Origin of the sequence: Pseudomonas paeninsulae (genome assembly GCF_035621475.1) — a bacterium.
GTDB classification, from domain to species: domain Bacteria; phylum Pseudomonadota; class Gammaproteobacteria; order Pseudomonadales; family Pseudomonadaceae; genus Aquipseudomonas; species Aquipseudomonas paeninsulae.
Map to the genome: position 1 here is coordinate 4,054,577 of NZ_CP141799.1, position 21,160 is coordinate 4,075,736.

A 21,160-nucleotide genomic window follows, 5' to 3' on the forward strand; every position below is an offset into this window, starting at 1 on the left:
CAAGGAGTGCCGTTATGGATGCCCAACCCTTTCAACACCTACTGGCTCGGCTTGATCGCCTCACGATCAAACAGAAGTCCATCGTTCAGCATTTTCTCCAGATCAACGTGCAGCGAGATGGCTTTGAAGAGCTCATCCCTGATCTGAAAGCCTGCCCGCACTGTGCCGCCGACGCCGCGCAACTGGCCTCATGGGGCCGCAGTGGTGGCTTGCAGCGCTATCGCTGCAAGGTCTGTCGGCGCACGTGCAATGCATTGACTGGAACACCCTTGGCGCGCCTACGCAAAAAGGACTGCTGGCTGGATTATGCCCAAGCCCTCATTGCTGGATTGACCGTGAGAGCGGCGGCCCGACACTGCAGCGTCAGCAAGAACACTTCATTTCGCTGGCGACATCGGTTTTTGCATGATGTGGCGGCGCATCACGATGCGCGTGAAAGCGGCATTGTCGAGGCCGACGAAACGTTCTTTCTCGAGTCATTCAAAGGTCAGCGCGAGATGCCGCGCCCACCCCGTAAACGCGGGGGTGTGGGCAAGACACGCGGAACGGGGCCGGATCAGATACCCGTTTTGGTTGTTCGCGACCGTGAAGGACATACCGCTGACTTTCAGTTGGAGAAGCTCGACGCCGCCCATGTAAGTGCCGCGCTAAGGCCTTTGGTGGATAAAGCGTCGGTGCTCTGTACTGATGGCGCAGCAATCTATGCGGCATTTGCACGCCGCAACGGGATCACCCACAAGGTGGTGTATGCGAGGCCGGGGTTACGCGTCCAGGAAGCGGCTTTTCATATCCAGAACGTCAACGCTTATCACAGTCGGCTGAAGGGCTGGATGGCGCGCTTTCATGGGGTTGCGACCAAGTACCTCGTTAACTACCTGGGTTGGCGCCGCATGTTGGAGCGGTACACAAAGCGCATTCAGCCAGAGTTTTGTCTGCAGGAGGCGGTGGGCCGGCCCATGCAACAGTTAAAGGGTACATAGCCTTTTTAATGCCCACAAAAAAGCGCCCCGTAGGGCGCTTTTTCATTTGCAGGGTTACTCGGCCGTTTCGGCCATGACCAACTGCCCATCCTTGACCGGAATCCGACTACCCGGATCATTGTCCATACGCACCCGCCCTTCTTTACCATCCAACTGATACTTCACGTCATAACCGACCACTTTCTCGCTGGTATCGGTCACGGTGCGACAGCGGTTTTCAGTGGTGGTATAGGTGGCACCCGCCTGCATGTTTTCCTGCACTTTGTTGCCGGCGTAACCGCCACCAACGGCACCAGCTACGGTGGCAATCTTCTTGCCAGAACCGCCACCAACCTGGTTACCCAGCAAACCGCCAACAACCGCACCGATCGCCGTACCGGCAATCTGATGCTGGTCCTTTACCGGCTTCTGCCGGGTCACGGTGACATCCTCACAGACCTCACGCGGGGTTTTGATCGCCTCCTTGATCGGCTGCACAGCTAGAACTTCCGCGTACTCGGAACCACTCATCAGATTATAAGTGGCCACTGCACCGCCTGCCGTCACACCGACAGCACCCAGCACAGCACCAACGAGCATTGACTTGTTCATAAGAACTCCTGGTTTTCGCTTATTCGGCGCATGGCGCCCGATCTAGCATAATTGGACTGGAGCAACTCGCAGCAAGTTCAACAAGTGACCCCACGCAGAAGCGCGCAGATTCAGGGACGCTCATCAACCTCTTCGGTCGGCACTGGCGGAATCAGATCTTCGACGGTCAGATCGAGCCAGATCAGCGTCGCGTTGGAGATATAAATCGACGAATAAGTACCCACCAGCACCCCCACGAACAACGCGATGGCAAAGCCGAACAGATTATCGCCGCCAAAGACCAGCAAGGCACCAATCGCCAGCAAGGTCGAGATCGACGTGGCCAGAGTGCGCAACAGGGTTTGCGTGGTAGAGATATTGATGTTTTCGATCAAACTGGCCTTGCGCAGCACCCGGAAATTCTCGCGAACCCGATCGAAGACCACGATGGTGTCATTCAACGAATAACCGATGATCGCCAGCAGCGCCGCCAGCACGGTCAGGTCGAAAGTGACCTGAAAGAACGACAGAATGCCCAGGGTGACGATGACGTCATGCACCAGCGAGATGAACGCGCCCATAGAGAACTTCCACTGAAAGCGGAAGGCCAGATAGAGCATGACGCCGCCCAGCGCCAGGAGCATGCCCAGGCCGCCTTGGTCACGCAACTCCTCTCCGACCTGCGGGCCGACGAACTCGACCTTCTTCACCTGGAGCTTGTCGCCCGCCTGCTGCAACACAGAGGCAACCTTATCCCCCAAGTCCGCATCATCGCCCTGCATCCGCACGACCACGTCGGTAGTTGCACCAAAGCTCTGCACCACGGCATTGCCATAACCGGCGTCCGCCAGGTTCTGACGAATACTGCTGAGGTCCGCAGGCTGCTCATAAGCCAGCTCGATCTGCGTACCGCCGGTAAAATCCAGACCGAAATTCAGGCCTTTAACTACCAGACTACCCAGCGCAATAAAGGTCACGATCAGGGTGAGGACGAGCGCAATCTTGCGCACGCCCATGAAGTTGATTACACGATTCATCTCAGCCCCCTCAAATCCACAACTTCTTCAGGTCACGCCCGCCGAAGCTCAGGTTGACCATGGCTCGCGTCACCAGGATAGCGGTGAACATCGAGGTGAGAATGCCCAGCGACAGTGTCACCGCAAAGCCTTTGACCGGACCGGTACCCATGGCGAAAAGAATCCCACCCACCAATAACGTGGTCAGGTTGCCGTCGATAATCGCCGAGTAAGCGCGGTCGAAGCCCTCATGAATGGCCCGCTGCACCGACATGCCATTGGCGATTTCCTCGCGAATTCGCGAGAAGATCAGCACGTTGGCATCCACCGCCATCCCCATGGTCAGTACGATACCGGCGATACCCGGCAACGTCAGGGTGGCACTCAGCAGCGACATCAGCGCCAACAGCAGCACCATGTTGAGCCCCAGGGCCAGGGTCGCCAACACACCAAAGAAGCGGTAGATGACGATGATGAACAGTGACACGAACAACATGCCCCAGAGCGCGGCATCAACACCCTTGGCAATGTTGTCGGCACCCAGGCTCGGGCCGATGGTGCGTTCTTCGGCGAAGTACATTGGCGCAGCCAAACCACCGGCACGCAGCAACAACGCCAGCTCGGTCGACTCGCCTGGACCATCGAGGCCGGTAATTCGGAACTGGCTACCCAGTGGCGACTGAATGGTCGCCAGGCTGATGATCTTTTTCTCTTCGACGAAACTCTGGACCGCGACTTCCTTCTCGACACCATCGACAACCTGGCGCAGGTAACGCACGGTCGGCTTCTGCTCGATAAAGATCACCGCCATGCTGCGCCCGACATTGCTGCGCGTCGCACGGTTCATCAACTCGCCGCCATGACCATCCAGACGAATGTTCACCTGCGGGCTGCCATTCTCATCGAAGCTGGCCTGGGCGTCGGTTACCTGATCGCCCGTGATGATCAGCTCACGCTCCAACTGCGCGGGCGGACGCCCCTCCTCACGGAACTCGAAGGCCTCGGTCGTGGTTCTCGATGCATCGGCATCGGCAGCCAGACGAAACTCGAGGTTGGCCGTCTTGCCCAGAATGCGCTTGGCCTCGGCGGTGTCCTGCACACCGGGTAGTTCAACCACGATCCGGTTGGCACCCTGACGCTGAACCAGCGGCTCGGCCACGCCCAACTCATTGACCCGGTTACGCACGGTAGTCAGGTTCTGCTTGATCGAGTATTCGCGAATGTCCGCCAGCTTGGCCTGAGTCAGGCTCAAGCGCAGCACCTGCAAATCGCTACGTTCGATCGAACTCAACTCGAAATCGGAGAATTCCTTGCGAATCAGGCTCTGGGCCTTTTCCAGAGTCGCCTCGTCGACGAAACCCAACTGAATCGCGCCGTTGAATTCGGGCAGGCTCCGGTAGCGCACGCGCTCCTTGCGCAGCATGCTCTTGACCTCCCCCTCGTAGACCTTGCGCCGCGCGTCCAGCGCCTTGTCCATATCCACTTCCAGCAGGAAGTGCACACCACCGGACAAGTCCAGGCCCAGTTTCATCGGACCCGCACCCAGGTTACGTAGCCAATCAGGGGTAGTCTGCGCGAGGTTCAAGGCAACCACGAACTCTTCGCCCAAGGTCTTGCGCACCACATCCTTGGCTGGCAGCTGATCGGCCTGCTTGGTCAAACGGAGCAGGCCGGCACGGCCTTGCGCAGCCAGACTCGAAGCCTTGACCTCAATACCTGCTGCCTGCAAGGCACGCGTGGCGCGCTCCAGATCAGCTTGCTCGACCTGCATGGCCGTACTGTTACCGCTCACCTGGATTGCCGGATCATCTGGATACAGGTTGGGCGCGGAATAAAGAAAACCGATCGCCAGCACAGCCAGGATCAGCAGGTACTTCCAGAGGGGGAATTTGTTGAGCATGACGCCGCCCGTTATGACGCGGGGCGCCTTAAGCGCCCCGTCGGATGGTAAGAGTGTGAAGCTTAAATAGCTTTCAACGTGCCCTTGGGCAGGGTCGCGGCGATGGCCACCTTCTGAATCTTCAGCTCGACGGTGTCGGACACTTCCAGCACCACGAAGTCATCGCTGACCTTGGTCACCTTGCCGGCGATACCGCCGCTGGTCACGACTTCGTCACCCTTCTGCAAGGTGCCGAGCAGGTTCTTGTGCTCTTTCGCACGCTTGGCCTGGGGACGCCAGATCATCAGATAGAAGATGACCAGAAAGCCGACCAGAAACACCCATTCGAAACCAGAACCAACAGCACCCGTTGGGGCAGCGGCATCGGCAAATGCCGCAGGGATCAAAAAGCTCATTTAACACTCCTGTTAGAAACTACTCAAAAACGTTGATTTATCAGCTCAGCGCCGGGACCGGCAGGCCACGACGGGTATAGAAGGCATCGACAAAGGCGGCCAATGTACCCTGTTGAATAGACTCGCGCAAACCAGCCATCAGCAACTGATAGTGCCGTAAGTTATGGATTGTATTCAGCATACTGCCCAACATTTCGCCACACTTATCCAAATGGTGCAGGTAGGCACGGGAGAAATGCTGGCAGGTATAACAATCACAGGTTGCATCGAGTGGCGAATCATCATGTCGATGCACCGCATTACGAATTTTCAGCACGCCGGTATCGACAAACAGATGGCCATTTCGCGCATTGCGCGTCGGCATCACACAGTCGAACATGTCCACACCGCGGCGTACGCCCTCGACCAAGTCCTCTGGCTTGCCAACCCCCATCAAGTAGCGCGGTTTATCGGCGGGCAGCAGGGCTGGCAGATAATCCAGCACGCGGATCATTTCTTCCTTTGGCTCACCGACCGACAGGCCGCCAATCGCCAAACCGTCAAAATCCAGTGCATTCAAGCCTTCCAGCGAACGCATGCGCAGCTCTTCATGCATGCCACCCTGAACGATACCGAACAGCGCCGCAGAGCTATCGCCGTGCGCCTCCTTCGAACGCTTGGCCCAACGCAGCGAAAGCTCCATGGAGCGCTTGGCCACATCGAATTCGGCCGGATAAGGCGTGCACTCGTCGAAAATCATCACGATGTCCGAGCCCAGGTCGCGCTGCACCTGCATCGACTCTTCCGGCCCCATGAACACCTTGGCGCCATCGACCGGCGAAGCGAAATACACCCCCTCCTCCTTGATCTTGCGCATCGCACCCAGGCTGAACACCTGAAAGCCACCCGAATCGGTGAGGATCGGCCCCTGCCACTGCATGAAGTCGTGCAGATCGCCGTGACGTTTGATCACCTCGGTGCCGGGACGCAACCACAGATGAAAGGTATTGCCGAGGATCATCTGCGCGCCAGTCGCCTCGATGTCGCGCGGCAACATGCCCTTGACCGTGCCATAGGTGCCCACCGGCATGAACGCCGGCGTCTCGACCACCCCACGCGGAAAGGTAATGCGTCCACGCCGCGCCTTACCATCGGTCGCCAGCAATTCGAAAGCCATCCGGCAGGTGCGCGTCATACGTGATCCTCTGGCCCGCGCGGTGCGGGGTTGCGGGTGATGAACATGGCATCGCCATAACTGAAGAAGCGATAACCCTCGGCGATCGCGCTTTTATAGGCCGCCATGGTTTCGGGGTAGCCGGCAAACGCAGAGACCAGCATCAGCAGGGTCGATTCCGGCAAATGGAAATTGGTCACCAGAGCATCGACCACATGCAGCGGACGGCCCGGGTAGATAAAGATGTCGGTGTCGCCGCTGAACGCCTTGAGCTCGCCGTCGCGCGCCGCACTCTCCAGCGAACGCACACTGGTGGTACCCACCGCTACCACACGCCCGCCACGGGCACGGCAGGCCGCCACAGCATCGACCACATCCTGGCCGACCTCCAGCCACTCGCTGTGCATCGGATGATCTTCGATGCGCTCGACCCGCACCGGCTGAAAAGTCCCGGCCCCGACATGCAGGGTCACGAAGGCACTCTCCACCCCCATCCCGGCAATGCTCGCCAGCAATGCCTGATCGAAGTGCAAGCCCGCGGTAGGCGCCGCCACTGCACCGGAGCGCGCGGCATAGACGGTCTGATAACGCTCACGATCGGCGGCATCGTCCGGGCGGTCTATATAAGGAGGCAGCGGCATATGACCAACCCGCTCGAGCAGCGGCAAGACCTCTTCGGCAAAGCGCAACTCGAACAGCGCGTCATGCCGTGCCAGCATCTGCGCCTCACCGCCGCCATCGATCAGAATCGTCGAACCCGGCTTGGGTGATTTGCTCGAACGCACATGGGCCAGGACGCGGTGGCTGTCCAGCACCCGCTCGACCAACACTTCGAGCTTGCCGCCCGAAGCCTTCTGGCCGAATAGACGCGCAGGAATCACCCGCGTGTTATTGAACACCATCAAGTCGCCGGGGCGTAAATACTCCAGCAGATCACTGAACTGACGATGCGCCAGCGCACCACTTGGCCCATCCAGCACGAGCAAACGGCTGGCACGCCGCTCTGCGAGCGGATGGCGGGCAATAAGAGCGTCAGGCAGCTCGAAATCAAAGTCGGCAACGCGCATGTTCGGAGGAGGTCATCTAGCAGGGCGGCAAAGCTTACCGGAAATAGTGCAATCTAGCCACGCAAGTGGATTGACCAAGGCCAATGGCATCCCTATACTTCGCCGCCATTGTGCCCCGATGGCGGAACCGGTAGACGCGGCGGATTCAAAATCCGTTTTCGAGAGAAGTGGGAGTTCGAGTCTCCCTCGGGGCACCATACAAACATCTCAGGACGTACCGAAACGACCTGAAACCCTAGAAAACCGGCCACTTGAGCCGGTTTTTTATTGTCCGCAGTTCCCTACCCCTCCCTTGTAAGCCCATAGGATTGTGAGTAGATTTGTGAGTAGATCGAGTTTGGTCGATAAATCTACTCACACCTGAGCCGCCAAACGCCACCCGGCGCGACTCACACGGGGGCACCATGCCGCTGACCAATCAAGCCATAGTCACCGCCAAGCCAAAGGCCAAGCTGTATCGTTTGGCCGATAGCAACGGGCTGTGCCTGGAGGTCGCCCCGACCGGCTCCAAGCTGTGGCGCTACCGCTACCGCTTCGACGGCAAAGCCAAAATGCTGTCCCTGGGCGCATACCCTGCCGTGCCTTTAGCTGGCGCACGCCGCAAGCGTGACGACGCCCGCCTTCTGCTGGATGAAGGCGTAGACCCGGGCGCAGAACGGCAAGCTACCAAGCAGGCGCAAGCGCTTGAGTCGTTGTCATTCGAGACACTGGCCAGGGAGTGGCACGCCTACCGCCTGCCACGCTGGGCGAAGTCCACCGCCGACAAAGTCGCCGCCTACCTGGAGTCGGATTTACTGCCCGCACTTGGCCACCGGCCAGCCAAAGCCATTACCCGCCCCGAACTGGTGGCACTGATCCGCAAAATCGAATCACGCGGCGCGCACAACGTCGCCAAGAAAACCCGCCAATGGCTGAGCCAGATTTTCCGCTTTGGCCTGGCACAAGGGGCTGTCGAGGCAAACCCGGCGACCGACCTGGACGTGATCGCCGCCCACGCCCCGACAACCCGCCACCACCCGCACGTCACCTGTGCCGAGCTGCCAGAACTGCTGGGCAAGATCGAGGCCGCCAAGATCAATACCCTGACCCGCCACGCCATCCGCCTGCTGGTGCTGACTGCCGTGCGCCCTGGTGAGTTGCGCGCCGCGCCCTGGGCCGAGTTCGACCTTGAGGCCGCCACCTGGACGATTCCGAAAGAGCGCATGAAAGCCCGCCGCCCGCATATCGTGCCGCTGCCACGCCAGGCCGTGACCATCCTGCGCCAGCTCCAAGAAGTGACCGGGGGCTACGCCTTGGCATTTGCAGGCCGCAACAACACCGCCCGCCCCATGAGCGAAAACACCATCAACAAGGCTTTGGCAGACGCTGGCTATAAAGGCCGACAAACCGGCCATGGCTTCCGCCACCTACTGAGCACCGAACTCAACGGGCGCGGCTATAACCGCGACTGGATCGAACGCCAGCTAGCCCACGGTGACGACGACGAAATCCGCGACACCTACAACCACGCCACCTACCTGCCCCAGCGCGTAACCATGATGCAAGCATGGGCTGACTCAATAGACGCCCTGTGCGCTGGCGCCAACGTGGTGAGCATCAAGCGCAAGGCTTAACGGTTTTGGCTGGCCTAGCCCGACGGGGCGAAAAGCGGACACCCACCCGCCTGGTCAGCCGATCTATTTGCACAGTGGGCGCGCTCGGGAGGGTGCTGGATGCTTTGTCATTATCTTAGGCATATCGACTTGCTGGCCGTTTACGAACAACTCCCTGCATACGAACCTGGCAAAATTAAGCCGAGGCTTGCAAACATTCCCCCGCCCCTCTGCGACACCCTGGCACCCTACTTCGTAGAGATGGCTGAGGCTGTTTGTGATTATGAGTACGCCAAAAAATGGCAGGGTTTTGAGCCCATAGCGGTTGCCGCAGAAGTGGGGGATCTAATCGAAAGCGAGCTGGAAGGTCTTGAGTGTGAAATAGAGCGCGACACTGCCAAATATGAGTGGGGCAAAGCCATCTCCGCGCCATTGGCTGACGCGCCGCTAAACCCTGGGGCGCTGGAAGCCTTCCTTGGCTTTGCGTCTCAGGCTCAGGATTTGGTGCCAGCCTACGCCCCCATGGTCTGCCTTCTGATTTATCAGTACGACGCCCTTTGCTCGTTGCATCAGGCCGGCAATTTTGAAAGTGCTTTATCCGTATTTGAAGCGATAGCAGTAACCAGAGAAACGCTTACACACTGCGAGGAGAGGCACAGCCGCGATTGGCGTACGTCACACGAGGCTAGGGAGCGGGCGGCACTGCGCCACGCACCCACCAACCAGCAGAAAGCCGCCACTTTGACCGAATGGGACGCCACGTCGAGCGATTACGAAAGCCGCGCCGACTTTTCCCGAATCATCGGCAAGCGGGACGGAATCAAAGAGCGCACGCTGTACGACTGGATAGCCTCGCATGAAAAATCTAAAGCCTGACCCTTACGGGCTGCGCGCAGACTGTACGGTTTGCGCGCAGACCGGACTGTAAGAGCCAAGCCCCGTTGTATTGAATGCCAGTCGTGTTCAACAAAGCCCAAGAGGCACACGACCATGGCAATGCAAACCAGCCCCGACAACCTCCCCCGCCGCTTTATCAAGCTGACCAAGGTGAAGGACTACACCAGCCTTTCCACGTCCGAGATTTACCGGCGCATTGCTGCCGGCACCTTCCCCGCACAAGTCACCCTTGGCCCAAAGTCTGTTGCATGGATCGAGGCCGAGGTGCTGGCCTGGTGTGATTCGCTGGTCGCACAGCGCAAGGCCGCCTGATATGAAAAAGGCCACCCGTTCCGAAGAACAAGGCAGCCAGTCGCACGGCCAGATTATCACCGAGCCAACCTTGATTGCCGCCGTACTAGAACACCTTGTGTTCACGGCATCGCTGAACAAATACGAGGCCGCCCGAGAGCTTGGCGACTGGAGTTTGCACAGCACCATTTCAAGCCTGGCAAACGACTACGGCATCACCATCACACGCACCAAGGAGCGAGTAGGCAAGTGCCGCCAGCCTGTCACCCGCTACAGCATCGCCGGGGCCGCCCGCTACCACGCTCGGGACGTGCTGGTGACGATGGGGCGCAAGGCCAAGAAGGTGGCCGCATGAATACCGCCCGCACCTTTCCGAGCATTGCCAAGCATCACGCCGCCGCCTGGAAAGCCCGCGCTATGGCCGCCCTGCGCGCTGATTCCTCTTTGTCCGTCCGCCTGTCCCGGTACAACGCCGCCATGGCCCGTGCCCGCGCTCTGGAAACTCAAGGGGAAGCCGTATGACCGCCCAGACCTGGAATGATCTGTTGCCGACCGTGGCGCAAATTGAGGCCATGACTCCCGAGCAGTTAGCGAGCGCCAACATGGCCGCCCATGACCAAGAAATCGCACTCGGCTTCGGCATTGCCGCAGTCGGGCAAATCCTGGCAGGGGCCGCGCAGAACGAAGACCACGGCATTTCTATGGACGCCTTGACCGACCTGGGCTGGCTGTTGCAATCGCTGGGCACCCTGTCCGCCAAACTGTCCGATACCCAACGCGGCATAGCCGACAGCCGCAAGCGCAAAGGGGTTTAACCATGAGTAGTCAAAATGGCGCCTTCGCGCCGACGGGATCGGCTTGCCCAAATTCCGCCCGCCGTTACCTGTTCACCCTGGCGCCTGCTGGCGCTGACCTGGTGCTGCTGATCGCCCTGGAGGTGTTGCTATGGATCGCGTGACCGACATTCACAGCCGCAAGCGGGAGCCGGTAGACCCGCCTCATATCGACGCGACAAGCTGGCGCCTGCTGGTGGAATTGTCCGCCGACCTGGCCGCGTGTCAGGCGGGAGCGGAGCACACCCGCCACCGCGCCGACCTGCAACGCATCACCGCCCAGCTCAACAACCTGTTGCAGCGGTTCGACACGCCGAAGGGGGCCGCATGATGAGCATTCTTGAACACAACCCCGACCTGTCGGACGTGATCCGCGACGACGCGCACGCCCAAGCACTGATTGCCGAAAGCGAGGCCTACCGCCAACTGCTGGAAGAGCGCGGACGAATGCCGGTACCGGCGCCGCTGCCGCTACTGCCAGAGGTGGAAGCCGCCGCTCCTTACCCCGTCGAGGCGCTGCCGCCGCTTATGCGTGACGCAGCACAAGCAATTGCCGAGCATGTACAGGCGCCGCCTGCGCTCGCTGCTCAGTGCGTGATTGGCGCCACCGCATACCTGGCACAAACGCGAGTGAACGCACCCCACATACACCGCCAGGACGGTATGCCGTGCTCGCTGTTCCTGCTGACCCTGGCCGACTCTGGCGACCGCAAAAGCGAATGCCGGCGCCTGGCATTCAAGACCGCCGACGAAGCCGAGGAAAAGGCCCGCACCGATCACCGGCAAGCCTGCGCTGAAATCACGGCGATGGCGTCCGGACTGAAAGGCAAAGCGCTTGAGCAGTTCACTGCTGAACACCCGCTGCCGACTGACCCGCGCACCCAATACGCCGACGCCACCTTTGAGCGCATCGCCGGCGACATGATCCGGGGCACGTCGGCGGCATCATGGGACACCGACGAAGGCGGGCAAGTGCTGGGCGGCGCATCACTCAAGGCAGACACCCGCGCCGCGACTCTGGGCGGGCTGGTCAAGGCGTTCGACACGGGCGCATTCGAGCGCACCCGCTCGCACGGCAACCTTGAAGGCTCTGGCTTTGCCTACAACCGCCGCCTGAGCGTTCACCTGCTGGCGCAAGCCGTGACGGTGGGGGGCGCGCTGGATGACCCGCTATTGCGTGGCCAGGGCTTTCTGCCGCGCTTCCTGTTTGCCAGCCCTGCCAGCATCGCCGGGACGCGTTTTCTCACTGCCGAGCAACTGAACCGCAAAGCCTATGCTGACCCGCGCCTGCAACGCTACTGGGCGCGCTGCGAGGAAATCAGCGCAACCGCCCAAGCAATCAATCCAGAAACGGGGGAGGTAAGGCCGCACGCCTTGGAGCTGAGTCCAGCCGCCGCCGCTGACTGGCTGGAGTTCTATAACGAGGTGGAGGGGGAGCAGTCGCCCTTGGGCAAATTCGCCAACCTGCGGCCATTCGCAGGCCGCGCGGGTGAGATCGCCCGCCGCTTGGCTGCCGTGCTCGCCTGCTTTGAAGGTCAGACGCAAATCGACAGCGATTGCATGTGTCGAGCCGCGGCGCTGGTGCGGTACTCCGTGGGGGAATGGGCGCGCTACACCGACAGCGAAGCGGTAAACCCCAAGCTACAGCAGGCTGCCGCGCTTCTGGAGTGGCTGCAAGTGAACCATTGGACGGTATTCGACGCCCGCGCATTGCAGCGAGAGGGCCCGCGCTTTATCCGCAAAAGCGCCAAGCAGCGCGACCAACTGCTTACCGTGTTGGTGGAGCATCACCAATTGCTGAGCAACGACGGGAAGCAATTCACCACCAACCCATTGGCGACAACGGCGACAACGGCGACAAGCAGCGCCCGACAAGGCTTGAGCTATGGCGACACCGTGGCGACACGTGGCGACAAATGCGGGGAGGGGTTCGGTTTGTCGCCACGTGTCGCCAACCTGTCGCCAGTCGCAACGCCAGCAACGACAGGCCTTGTCGCCGCTGTCGCCACTAAAGCAGCACCTGCAATGTTCGGCGGTGAGATATGAGCGCCGCCGAAGTGTTGAGCATGGCCAAGGCCGAAGGTGTGGCGCTGGTGCTGACTGGCGACCGCCTGACCTGGAGGGCAGACCACCAACCGCCCGTTGACCTGCTGAGCGGCATCAAGGCGCACCGCCTGGAAATCATCGCCGCCTTGGGTGCGGCCAATGATCCGCAGACCGAACAGGCAGCCGACCAACCGCAGCACTTCATCCTGACCGCCGTCACGGCCTCGCCAGAGTGGCGCCAGGCCCGTGACCAATACCACAACCACCTGATGCCGTGCCGCGCCTGCTACGCACCAACGGGGCGGTACTGCGCCGCTGGTGCCGATCTGCGCACCACTTACAATTCAACCCCTATGGAGCGCGTCCAATGACTCACAACCTTATACCGATCCTGGCGGACATTGCCGAGAAGCCGGGCACCACCAAGCGCGACACCCTGACCATTGCCCGGCGTGCGCTGCGCCATGTGTGCCAGGCCAGGCGCGAGATTCACGCAGAGCGGCGTGCGCTGAGCAGGCAAGTCGGCAAGCTGCGCCAGTTCCTGCCGTTCACCGCTCAAGCCGTGGCCGATCTGGAGCAGCAAGCCAGCGACCACCGCACCCCGGAGCTGGACACACTGCGCCGCGTGTTGGTCGTGTATGGCCAGACGATCATTCACGACAGCGACGGCATAGCGGACGCCCTGGGCTTCGACCAACTGGCCGACCTGCTGAGCATCAACCCGGCACATCGTGAGCAGGCCAGGCGCGACGGTGGCGAAACGCTGCAAGGGCTGGCATACATCGCCCGCATGGAAGACAGCGCGACCGACTACGGCGACGAGTGGGGCAAAGGCGGCCCAATGTATGAGGCGTGCCATGCGGTTATGGTGGACTTTATCCGCACCTGCCCTGAGCACCTGCTACCTGACCCGTTCGCACCTGGGGAGATGTTCGGCCCGAAGCTACCGCCACAACTTCGCGTGGTCTGAGGTATCCAAACGGCTGGTATCCACTGTGGTATTCAGCCGAATGGCGTGTTTGCGAAAACAAACCCCATGAATGAATCGTTCTGCGAAATTAACCCCATGAATGAGGCTAAAAACACACGAACGACGTGTTTGCGAAATAACCCCATGAATGACCACAACAGGCATTGAATGGCCCGTTGTGAAAACATCCCATGAATGAGGCATTACAGGTGAGCCGGGATCACTTGCAAGGTTAGCGTTTGGTGACCAGAGCGGTGACCGCCAAGGGTGACCATGAACGGTAACCAGCCCGCACGCTATTAGGCAGCGCCGGTTTCCATTTGTGAGGTTTCCAGAGAGGTTGCCAGCTAAACCGGGGGGTTAAGGAAAGGCGTGATATTCCCACCCTTGGGGGGTATTTAGCTGGCACCAGCCATGGCTACACTGTGGCCATGCAATGGATAGGCAGGAGGCCGCGCACATGACCAAGACCACAAGACCAGACCCCGTCGCCCTGGCTGAACTGCTAGAGCGCACCCGCCAAGATGTTAAGCGCTACCGCCTGTTGCATCCTGAGTGGCACCGCGCCGCTGATGATCCCGCACCAAGCGTACCCAGTTCGACACCAGCCAAGCCGCCGACATAGATACCCTGACAACTTAGGGCATTGCCGATCATCCAAGCCAGCACCCACCCGGCGGCATGGTGAGGGGGTGGGCAACACCTCCGACCCAGTGGCCAGCGGAAACCCCGCCATCTCCCTTCGACAGATTTTCCACCGTTAACGAGTCGCGTTAACCATGGCGTTAACAGTGCCCATGGCGCGGCATAGCCACCGTTAACCCACTGGGTTTAGCTATGCCCGCCACCCCACCCAAAAGGTACTCCCGGAGGGGGTGGCCCCTGAGGGTAATTCGAGGCCCGACAATTCGCTTGGTATGGCCCTTTCCCGACGGGTGCGCTTCCGGTTCCGGCTTGCCCTGAAAGCCCCGCCGCTGCAACACCTGGCCAGCATCACAGACCGGAACCGAGCGGGCATGGTGGGGGTAGGTCAAAAGTCTGAGCAATCCGATGCTCGAACGACGGGGGGTGCCGATCTTTCAATAACCGCAACAATTTTGGGTGTGCCGTCGCTCAGGGGGAGGGGGTGGGCAAAAGTCTAGTGGCTGCCTTCGCCCGAACGACGGGGGGAGCTACTTTCTTACTTCCCCAAAATTCGTGTTTTAGGAGGGCACAAAATAAATAGTGAGTAGATTTGTGAGTAGATCTAAAACAACACAGAACGCAAACCCATGAATGGCGCGACCTGTAGCGCCTGGTTCGAGTCTCCCTCGGGCACCATACAAATACCTCAGGACGTATCGAAACGACCTGAAACCCTAGAGAACCGGCCATCTGAGCCGGTTTTTTATTGCCTACGGCTCCCCGTTCGTCCTGGCGAGCCCGCCGGAATAAGAATGTATCCGTGAGTAGATTGAGTTCGGTCTAATAATCCACTCTCACCGGAGGCGATTCAAACAACGGCTTGCGGTGCACCCTCACGCACCGGCAAACACCGCCAACACGCTTGCACAGCAGCCCATAAATTTGCCTAATCACCCCGGAAACACAGGCCCGGCGGGGGTTGGTATTTGCCTTTTAGTTAGCGTAGAGTGCTTTCCACTGTGTTTGCATGGGTCGCCGTAATTCGTGGCCTGGTGCAGTAGATCGTCCAGGTCCGCTACATCCCGTTCGACGTCGCATTACTCCTTGCAACCAGTCTCAGCCCTCTATCGAGTAGAGGCTGTCATTAGCCATGGTTTCAAGGATATTCAGACATGTCGAATCGTCAGAGCGGTACCGTTAAGTGGTTTAACGACGAGAAAGGTTTTGGCTTCATCACGCCAGAAAGCGGTCCGGATCTTTTCGTGCACTTTCGCGCGATCGAGGGCAACAGCTTCAAGAGCCTGAAAGAAGGCCAGAAAGTCAGCTTCGTTGCCGTACAAGGTCAAAAAGGCATGCAGGCCGACCAGGTTCAAGTCCAGGAATAACCCTGCTGCCTTGAAGAACCCCTGATGGTAACGTCGGGGGTTTTTTATGCTCCCGAATACCGTGAATCGCACCCTCAAGACTTAGCGCCTTATTGCATATCGAGCCCAACATGCCCAAACACCTGCTGCGCCCGCAAGGTGATTTCCCCTCTGCAGGATTGATTCGCCGCTTGGCCGCCATGTTCTATGACTTGCTGTTGTGCCTGGCCCTGCTGATCGTCGTGACCTTTGCCTACAAGCTGATTCTGATGGGCTTCTACGGCGAAGCGCAGCTCAAACAGCTCTCCGATGCCGGCGCACTGGATGGCGACCCCGTACTGTCCACCCTGCTGGTACTCAGCCTGTTTGGCTTCTTCAGCAAATTCTGGACACACAGCGGCCAGACGCTGGGCATGCAGGTCTGGGGTATTCGCATCCAGAACGTCGACGGCACGGCCATCAGTCTATGGCAGGCATTGCTGCGTTTTCTGGTCGCCTTTGCTTCCTGGCTGTGCCTGGGCCTGGGGTTTTTCTGGGTACTCTGGGACAAAGACAAGCGCAGCTGGCATGACATCTATTCCGACAGCAGCACCGTACAACTGCCGAAGAACATCCACAAAGACAAGCAGTAGAAAACCAAAAAGCCGGCTCAACGCCGGCTTTTTATCGACTGCAGAAGCTATCCCGCGCGCCGCAACAGCCAGACACCGATCAAAGCGCTAATCGCTGCAGGAATCAGCACGGCAAACAGCGGCGAGAAACCGAACACCAGGCTGGAAGGCCCGAGCAGGTCCTGGGCGATGCGGAACACGAAGCCCACGACCACGCCGGTGAAGACCCGCTGACCCAAGGTCACCGAGCGCAACGGGCCAAAGACGAAAGAGATCGCCATCAGCACCAGCGCGGCAGTCACCACCGGCTGCAAGATCTTGCTCCAGAACGCCAGCCAATACTGACCATTATTCAAGCCCTGCTCGGCCAGGTAATGGATATAGCGCCACAACCCGGTTACCGATAATGCCTCAGGCTCCAGTACCACGGTTCCGAGCAACTGCGGATTCAACTCGACATCCCAGCGTTCATTCGGGGCTTTTACCACCTCAGTGCTGCGCTCACCGAAATGCGTGGTCGCCACATTCTCCAGTAGCCAGTGATCACCCTGATACTGCGCGCGCCGGGCGAAGCTGGAAGACAGCATATGGCGCTGATCATCGAAGCGATAACGGGTCACACCGAACAAGACGCCATCGGGCTGCACCGCATTGATGTGCACGAACTCGTCGCCCTGACGATGCCACAACCCACGCTTGGAGCTCTGCGCCTCGCCACTGCCCATCGCCATGGCGCGATCGGCCTGGGCCTGGTTTTCGCCCCAGGGCGCCAGGTACTCGCCAATCAGAATGCCGGCCAGCATCAACACCAGCATCGGCTTCATCACCGCCCAGACAATGCGCCCGATCGAAACCCCGGCGGCGCGCATGATGGTCAGTTCGCTGTTGCTGGCCAGGCTGCCCAGGCCGATCAGACAACCGATCAAGGCCGCCACCGGCAGCATCTCGTAGAGGCGCCGCGGCAGGGTCAAAAAGACATACCAGGCGGCCTCCGGCAAACCGTAACCACCCTCGACATCGCCCATCTCATCGATAAAGGCGAACAGCATGGCCAGCCCGACGAGGACGCCCAATACGGTGAGAATCGCGAAAAATACCTGGGTGCCGATGTAGCGATCCAGTCTAAGCATGAGCCACCTCCGACCCGGCACGGCGACTCGCCCATTTCAGGCGCAACGGCTCCCAATACAGCAGCACAATACCAATCAACAGAAATACTCCATGCACCCACCACAACCCTAACGCCGGAGGGATTCGCCCTTTATCCAGAGCGCTGCGCGCAGCGATCAACAGCGTCAGGTAAGTCATATACAAGAGGATTGCCGGCAGCAGCTTGAGAAAGCGCCCTTGCCGTGGATTGACCCGCGACAACGGCACTGCCAGCAGGGTCACGATGAACACCAGCAGCGGCAGCGACAGACGCCACTGCAACTCGGACTGCAAGCGCGGATTGTCACTGCCGATCAACTCTGCAGTCGGCACGGCCTCACGCTCACTGATCTCGCCACTGACCGATGGCTTGGGTAACAGCACGCCATAGGTGTCGTACTGAATCGCCCGGTAGTCGGCCTGACCTGGATTGCCGTCGTAACGGTAACCGTTCTGCAGAATCAGATAGCGACTGCCATCGGCCTGAATTTCCTGACGCCCGCTTTCCGCCACCAGCACGGTGATTCCGCGCTCCTTGTCGCCCGCACTAGAAAAACGCTTCTCGGAGATGAAGATGCCGGCCAACTCGGCGCGATCTGCCGACAACTCCTTGGTATAGGTCACCCGCGAACCATCCTTCATGGCCTGGAAACGCCCGGGCACCAGGGTATCGAACTCGGTCAGGGCATCCTGCTCATTGAGAATTTTCGCCACCTGCGCCACACCCTGCGGCGCCAGGCCCATGCTCAACCAGGCCACCAACAGGGCCACCAACAAGGCCGGCGCCATGGTGTAGACCAGCAAACGCTGCTGACTCATACCCGTGGCCGAGAGCACCGTCATCTCGCTGTCGAGATAGAGCCGGCCATAGGCCATCAGGATGCCGAGGAAGAGCCCCAACGGCAGGATCAGCTGGAGGAACCCCGGCAGGCGAAAGCCCATGATCATGAACAACACACCCGGATCCAGCAATCCCTGGGCCGCCTGCGCCAGGTACTTGATAAAACGGCCACTCATTATGATCACCAGGAGCACGGCACTCATCGCACTCAAGGTAACCAGGACTTCACGAGACAAATAACGGAACACGATCAAACCAGACACTCCAGGGTTGTCAGGCTCAGGCGGCTACGATCACACTAGCCGCACTGTTTGCCGGTTCGCATACAGACGAACCATCGAAAAAATAACCGGCATTATCCTGCAATAACGACTCATTGTCTTGGGGACACTACGCCATGGAATATATTGTCAAAAGCGCTCGCCCGGAAACCCTGAAAACCGCCACGCTGGTCATTGCCGTCGGCGAAGGCCACAAGCTCGGTGAAACGGCGAAAGCAATTGATAACGTCTGTGCCGGTGCGATCAGCGCCTTGCTCAAGCGCGGCGACCTGGCCGGCAAACTTGGCCAGACCCTGCTCGCGTATAACCTGCCCAACCTCAAGGCCGAGCGGGTGCTGCTGGTCGGTAGCGGCAAGGAGGCTGAACTATCAGACCGCCAGCTGCACAGCATGCTCAATGCCGTGCGTGGCGTATTGAACACCCTGGGCGGCAGCGATGCAGTGCTCGCGCTGGGCGAAATTCAGGTCAAAGGCCGTGGCGCCTACGGCAAGGCGCGCCTGATGGTGGAAAACCTGGCCGATGGCGGCTATCAGTTCGACCAGTTCAAGAGCGAGAAGGCCGACGCCAAGGCCTTGAAGAAGCTGACCCTGCTCTGCGACAAGTCCGATTTGGCCGACGTCCAGCGCGCGGCCAAGCATGCCCAGGCGATTGCCAGCGGCATGGCATTCACCCGTGATCTCGGCAACATGCCGCCGAACCTCTGCCACCCCAGCTACCTGGCTGAAGAGGCCAAGACCCTGGGCAAGACCTACAAGAACCTCAAGGTCGAGATTCTCGACGAGAAAAAACTCAAGGAACTCGGTGCCGGCGCCTTCCTCGCCGTGGCCCAAGGCAGCGACCAGCCGCCGCGGATGATCGTGCTCAACTACCAGGGCAGCAAGAAAACCGACAAGCCCTTCGTCCTGGTTGGCAAAGGCGTTACCTTCGATACCGGCGGCATCAGCATCAAACCGGCGTCCGGCATGGATGAGATGAAGTACGACATGTGCGGCGCCGCCAGTGTATTCGGCACGCTCAAGGCCGTGCTGGAACTGCAACTGCCGATCAACCTGGTGTGCCTGCTGGCCTGCGCCGAGAACATGCCCAGCGGTGGCGCCACCCGCCCCGGCGATATCGTCACCAGCATGAGCGGGCAGACCGTGGAAATCCTCAACACCGACGCCGAAGGCCGCCTGGTGCTGTGCGACACCCTGACCTACGCCGAACGCTTCAAGCCCCAGGCCGTTATCGATATCGCCACCCTGACCGGCGCCTGCATCGTCGCCTTGGGCGCCCATACCTCGGGCCTGATGGGTAACAACGAGGAACTGCTGCAACAGATCCTCAAAGCCGGCCAGAGCGCCGACGACCGCGCCTGGCAGTTGCCGTTGTTCGACGAATACCAGGAACAGCTCGACAGTCCATTTGCCGACATTGCCAATATCGGCGGACCGAAAGCCGGCAGCATCACCGCTGGCTGCTTCCTCTCGCGCTTCGCCAAGAAGTATCACTGGGCGCACCTGGACATCGCCGGCACCGCCTGGATCAGTGGTGGCAAGGAGAAAGGCGCAACCGGTCGACCGGTGCCATTGCTGACCCAGTACCTGCTGGATCGCGCTAACGCCTGATGACGATTATTGCAGGAGCGGCCGAGCGCTTTTTCGCCTCTGCCGCGCCTGCAGCTGCCCACATAACGAAATCACCATGCCCCGAATAGAATTTTATGTACTGTCCTCCGCCGCCCCGGCAGACCGCCTGCGGGCCGCCTGCCAGCTGGCGATGAAAGCCTGGCGCCATGGCCTGCCGGTGTTCCTGCGCGGTTGCGATACAGAGCAATGCGCGGCGCTCGACGAACTTCTGTGGCGTTTCAAGGCCGAAGCATTCGTACCGCACAATTTGCACCAGGACGACCCGCAAGCGCCGGTGGTGATTGGCCTGGATGAAGAGCCGAACACCCAGCAAGGCGTGCTGATCAACCTCAACCCGACCCTTTCGCCCTTTGTCGAACGCTTCAGCCGGGTGATCGAGATCGTCAACCAACAACCCGATCTATTGACCGCCTGCCGGGAAAATTTCCGCAGCTACCGCCAGCGCGGCTATGATCCGAAACGAGTCGAACTTTAAGTTCTGCACCATGGACACGCCAAAACCACCGCAAAAACCCACCCACCTGCTGGACGACCTCGAGTCGATCCGCCAGCTGCTGGGCGACGAAAACCTCGATCCGCCACTGCTGACCGATACGATCGATCCGGACAGCATCCCCCTGCTCTCGGACATCGTCACCCCGCCGCCCGCACCAGTCGCCGAGCCCGTTCCGCTGCCGCAGGCCGCGACCCTGCACAGCAGCATCGAGCAAACCTTCAGCCGCGACAGCGACATGAACCGCCTGGATAACGAACTGCGCGCCGCCGCCGAGCTGATTCTGCAGGATGTAATCGACGACTTCGTGCCGCAGATCGAGGCCGAGCTCAAGCGCCGCCTGCAAGCCCGCCTGAGTCGCCTGCTGCCGCCGCGTAAATAGAAAATCACCTGTAGCCCGGATGCAATCCGGGCAGGCTTGACCCGCCCCGTCAGTCAGCCGCCCCTCGCCGGCCTTAC

At 60.0% G+C, this 21,160-nt stretch carries 25 protein-coding genes and 1 tRNA gene; 18 read left to right on the forward strand and 8 right to left on the reverse strand.

Going from position 1 to position 21,160, the window contains the following annotated elements; all coding sequences use genetic code 11:
- The first annotated feature begins 14 nt into the window (after window positions 1-14).
- Window positions 15-980, forward strand: a complete 966-nt coding sequence (locus tag VCJ09_RS18665) for an IS1595 family transposase (RefSeq protein WP_324731573.1) — start codon at window positions 15-17, stop codon at window positions 978-980.
- A gap of 54 nt (window positions 981-1,034) precedes the next feature.
- On the opposite strand, the gene VCJ09_RS18670 is transcribed toward VCJ09_RS18665, so the two are convergent.
- From VCJ09_RS18670 to queA, 6 genes are all read right to left on the reverse strand, one after another.
- Complete coding sequence (locus VCJ09_RS18670) at window positions 1,035-1,571, reverse strand: glycine zipper 2TM domain-containing protein (RefSeq protein WP_324731575.1); 537 nt, start codon at window positions 1,569-1,571, stop codon at window positions 1,035-1,037.
- A gap of 110 nt (window positions 1,572-1,681) precedes the next feature.
- The gene (gene secF, locus VCJ09_RS18675) at window positions 1,682-2,587 is read right to left on the reverse strand and encodes a protein translocase subunit SecF (protein ID WP_079203008.1); all 906 of its coding nucleotides are present in this window, start codon (window positions 2,585-2,587) and stop codon (window positions 1,682-1,684) included.
- Window positions 2,588-2,597: 10 nt separating this feature from the next.
- On the reverse strand, window positions 2,598-4,466 hold the full coding sequence (gene secD / locus VCJ09_RS18680) for a protein translocase subunit SecD (RefSeq protein WP_324731576.1): 1,869 nt from the start codon (window positions 4,464-4,466) through the stop codon (window positions 2,598-2,600).
- 62 nt (window positions 4,467-4,528) lie between these two features.
- A complete protein-coding gene (gene yajC, locus VCJ09_RS18685) occupies window positions 4,529-4,861 on the reverse strand; it encodes a preprotein translocase subunit YajC (RefSeq protein WP_324731577.1) in 333 nt (110 codons plus the stop codon).
- A 40-nt stretch (window positions 4,862-4,901) separates the two neighbouring features.
- Complete coding sequence (gene tgt, locus VCJ09_RS18690; protein ID WP_324734689.1) at window positions 4,902-6,017, reverse strand: tRNA guanosine(34) transglycosylase Tgt; 1,116 nt, start codon at window positions 6,015-6,017, stop codon at window positions 4,902-4,904.
- Window positions 6,018-6,031: 14 nt separating this feature from the next.
- Window positions 6,032-7,081 (reverse strand): tRNA preQ1(34) S-adenosylmethionine ribosyltransferase-isomerase QueA, encoded by a 1,050-nt coding sequence (queA, locus tag VCJ09_RS18695; protein ID WP_079203012.1) that lies wholly within the window; start codon window positions 7,079-7,081, stop codon window positions 6,032-6,034.
- 112 nt (window positions 7,082-7,193) lie between these two features.
- Here queA and VCJ09_RS18700 point away from each other — a divergent pair.
- The 14 genes from VCJ09_RS18700 (at window position 7,194) to VCJ09_RS18765 (ending at window position 16,330) form a co-directional block, all read left to right on the forward strand.
- Window positions 7,194-7,278, forward strand: a tRNA-Leu gene (locus VCJ09_RS18700).
- Between the two features lie 207 nt (window positions 7,279-7,485).
- Window positions 7,486-8,694 carry a tyrosine-type recombinase/integrase gene (locus VCJ09_RS18705; protein ID WP_324731578.1) on the forward strand — a complete coding sequence of 403 codons (1,209 nt, stop codon included), beginning with the start codon at window positions 7,486-7,488 and terminating at the stop codon, window positions 8,692-8,694.
- A 99-nt stretch (window positions 8,695-8,793) separates the two neighbouring features.
- The gene (locus VCJ09_RS18710; RefSeq protein ID WP_324731579.1) at window positions 8,794-9,549 is read left to right on the forward strand and encodes a hypothetical protein; all 756 of its coding nucleotides are present in this window, start codon (window positions 8,794-8,796) and stop codon (window positions 9,547-9,549) included.
- Between the two features lie 114 nt (window positions 9,550-9,663).
- The gene (locus tag VCJ09_RS18715) at window positions 9,664-9,882 is read left to right on the forward strand and encodes a helix-turn-helix transcriptional regulator (RefSeq protein WP_324731580.1); all 219 of its coding nucleotides are present in this window, start codon (window positions 9,664-9,666) and stop codon (window positions 9,880-9,882) included.
- Between the two features lies 1 nt (window position 9,883).
- The gene (locus tag VCJ09_RS18720; protein ID WP_324731581.1) at window positions 9,884-10,216 is read left to right on the forward strand and encodes a helix-turn-helix domain-containing protein; all 333 of its coding nucleotides are present in this window, start codon (window positions 9,884-9,886) and stop codon (window positions 10,214-10,216) included.
- Window positions 10,213-10,383, forward strand: coding sequence for a hypothetical protein (locus VCJ09_RS18725; RefSeq protein WP_324731582.1), 171 nt, complete (start codon window positions 10,213-10,215; stop codon window positions 10,381-10,383). Before VCJ09_RS18720 ends, VCJ09_RS18725 begins: the two co-directional genes overlap by 4 nt.
- A complete protein-coding gene (locus VCJ09_RS18730) occupies window positions 10,380-10,676 on the forward strand; it encodes a hypothetical protein (protein ID WP_324731583.1) in 297 nt (98 codons plus the stop codon). The genes VCJ09_RS18725 and VCJ09_RS18730 overlap by 4 nt, the downstream gene beginning before the upstream one ends.
- Before the next feature lie 2 nt (window positions 10,677-10,678).
- Window positions 10,679-10,819, forward strand: a complete 141-nt coding sequence (locus tag VCJ09_RS18735; protein ID WP_324731584.1) for a hypothetical protein — start codon at window positions 10,679-10,681, stop codon at window positions 10,817-10,819.
- A complete protein-coding gene (locus tag VCJ09_RS18740; protein WP_324731585.1) occupies window positions 10,807-11,025 on the forward strand; it encodes a hypothetical protein in 219 nt (72 codons plus the stop codon). Before VCJ09_RS18735 ends, VCJ09_RS18740 begins: the two co-directional genes overlap by 13 nt.
- Window positions 11,022-12,740 (forward strand): DUF3987 domain-containing protein, encoded by a 1,719-nt coding sequence (locus VCJ09_RS18745; protein WP_324731586.1) that lies wholly within the window; start codon window positions 11,022-11,024, stop codon window positions 12,738-12,740. Before VCJ09_RS18740 ends, VCJ09_RS18745 begins: the two co-directional genes overlap by 4 nt.
- Entirely contained in the window at window positions 12,737-13,111 is a 375-nt protein-coding gene (locus tag VCJ09_RS18750) for a hypothetical protein (protein ID WP_324731587.1), read from the forward strand. The genes VCJ09_RS18745 and VCJ09_RS18750 overlap by 4 nt, the downstream gene beginning before the upstream one ends.
- A complete protein-coding gene (locus VCJ09_RS18755; RefSeq protein WP_324731588.1) occupies window positions 13,108-13,710 on the forward strand; it encodes a hypothetical protein in 603 nt (200 codons plus the stop codon). Before VCJ09_RS18750 ends, VCJ09_RS18755 begins: the two co-directional genes overlap by 4 nt.
- Before the next feature lie 1,796 nt (window positions 13,711-15,506).
- Entirely contained in the window at window positions 15,507-15,719 is a 213-nt protein-coding gene (locus tag VCJ09_RS18760) for a cold-shock protein (protein ID WP_324731589.1), read from the forward strand.
- A gap of 110 nt (window positions 15,720-15,829) precedes the next feature.
- On the forward strand, window positions 15,830-16,330 hold the full coding sequence (locus tag VCJ09_RS18765; RefSeq protein ID WP_324731590.1) for an RDD family protein: 501 nt from the start codon (window positions 15,830-15,832) through the stop codon (window positions 16,328-16,330).
- A 47-nt stretch (window positions 16,331-16,377) separates the two neighbouring features.
- Here the strand turns inward: VCJ09_RS18765 and lptG are convergent, their stop codons facing one another.
- Window positions 16,378-17,439, reverse strand: coding sequence for an LPS export ABC transporter permease LptG (gene lptG, locus VCJ09_RS18770; RefSeq protein WP_324731591.1), 1,062 nt, complete (start codon window positions 17,437-17,439; stop codon window positions 16,378-16,380).
- Window positions 17,432-18,553: an LPS export ABC transporter permease LptF gene (gene lptF / locus VCJ09_RS18775; RefSeq protein WP_324731592.1), complete on the reverse strand. Its 1,122-nt coding sequence runs from the start codon at window positions 18,551-18,553 to the stop codon at window positions 17,432-17,434. Before lptF ends, lptG begins: the two co-directional genes overlap by 8 nt.
- 143 nt (window positions 18,554-18,696) lie before the next feature.
- Here lptF and VCJ09_RS18780 point away from each other — a divergent pair, with 143 nt between their 5' ends.
- The 3 genes from VCJ09_RS18780 to VCJ09_RS18790 all read left to right on the forward strand — a co-directional run bounded on the left by VCJ09_RS18780 (window position 18,697) and on the right by VCJ09_RS18790 (window position 21,083).
- Complete coding sequence (locus tag VCJ09_RS18780) at window positions 18,697-20,187, forward strand: leucyl aminopeptidase (protein ID WP_324731593.1); 1,491 nt, start codon at window positions 18,697-18,699, stop codon at window positions 20,185-20,187.
- A gap of 76 nt (window positions 20,188-20,263) precedes the next feature.
- Complete coding sequence (locus tag VCJ09_RS18785) at window positions 20,264-20,683, forward strand: DNA polymerase III subunit chi (RefSeq protein ID WP_324731594.1); 420 nt, start codon at window positions 20,264-20,266, stop codon at window positions 20,681-20,683.
- Between the two features lie 10 nt (window positions 20,684-20,693).
- Window positions 20,694-21,083 carry a DNA polymerase III subunit chi gene (locus VCJ09_RS18790; RefSeq protein WP_324731595.1) on the forward strand — a complete coding sequence of 130 codons (390 nt, stop codon included), beginning with the start codon at window positions 20,694-20,696 and terminating at the stop codon, window positions 21,081-21,083.
- Window positions 21,084-21,160: the final 77 nt, after the last annotated feature.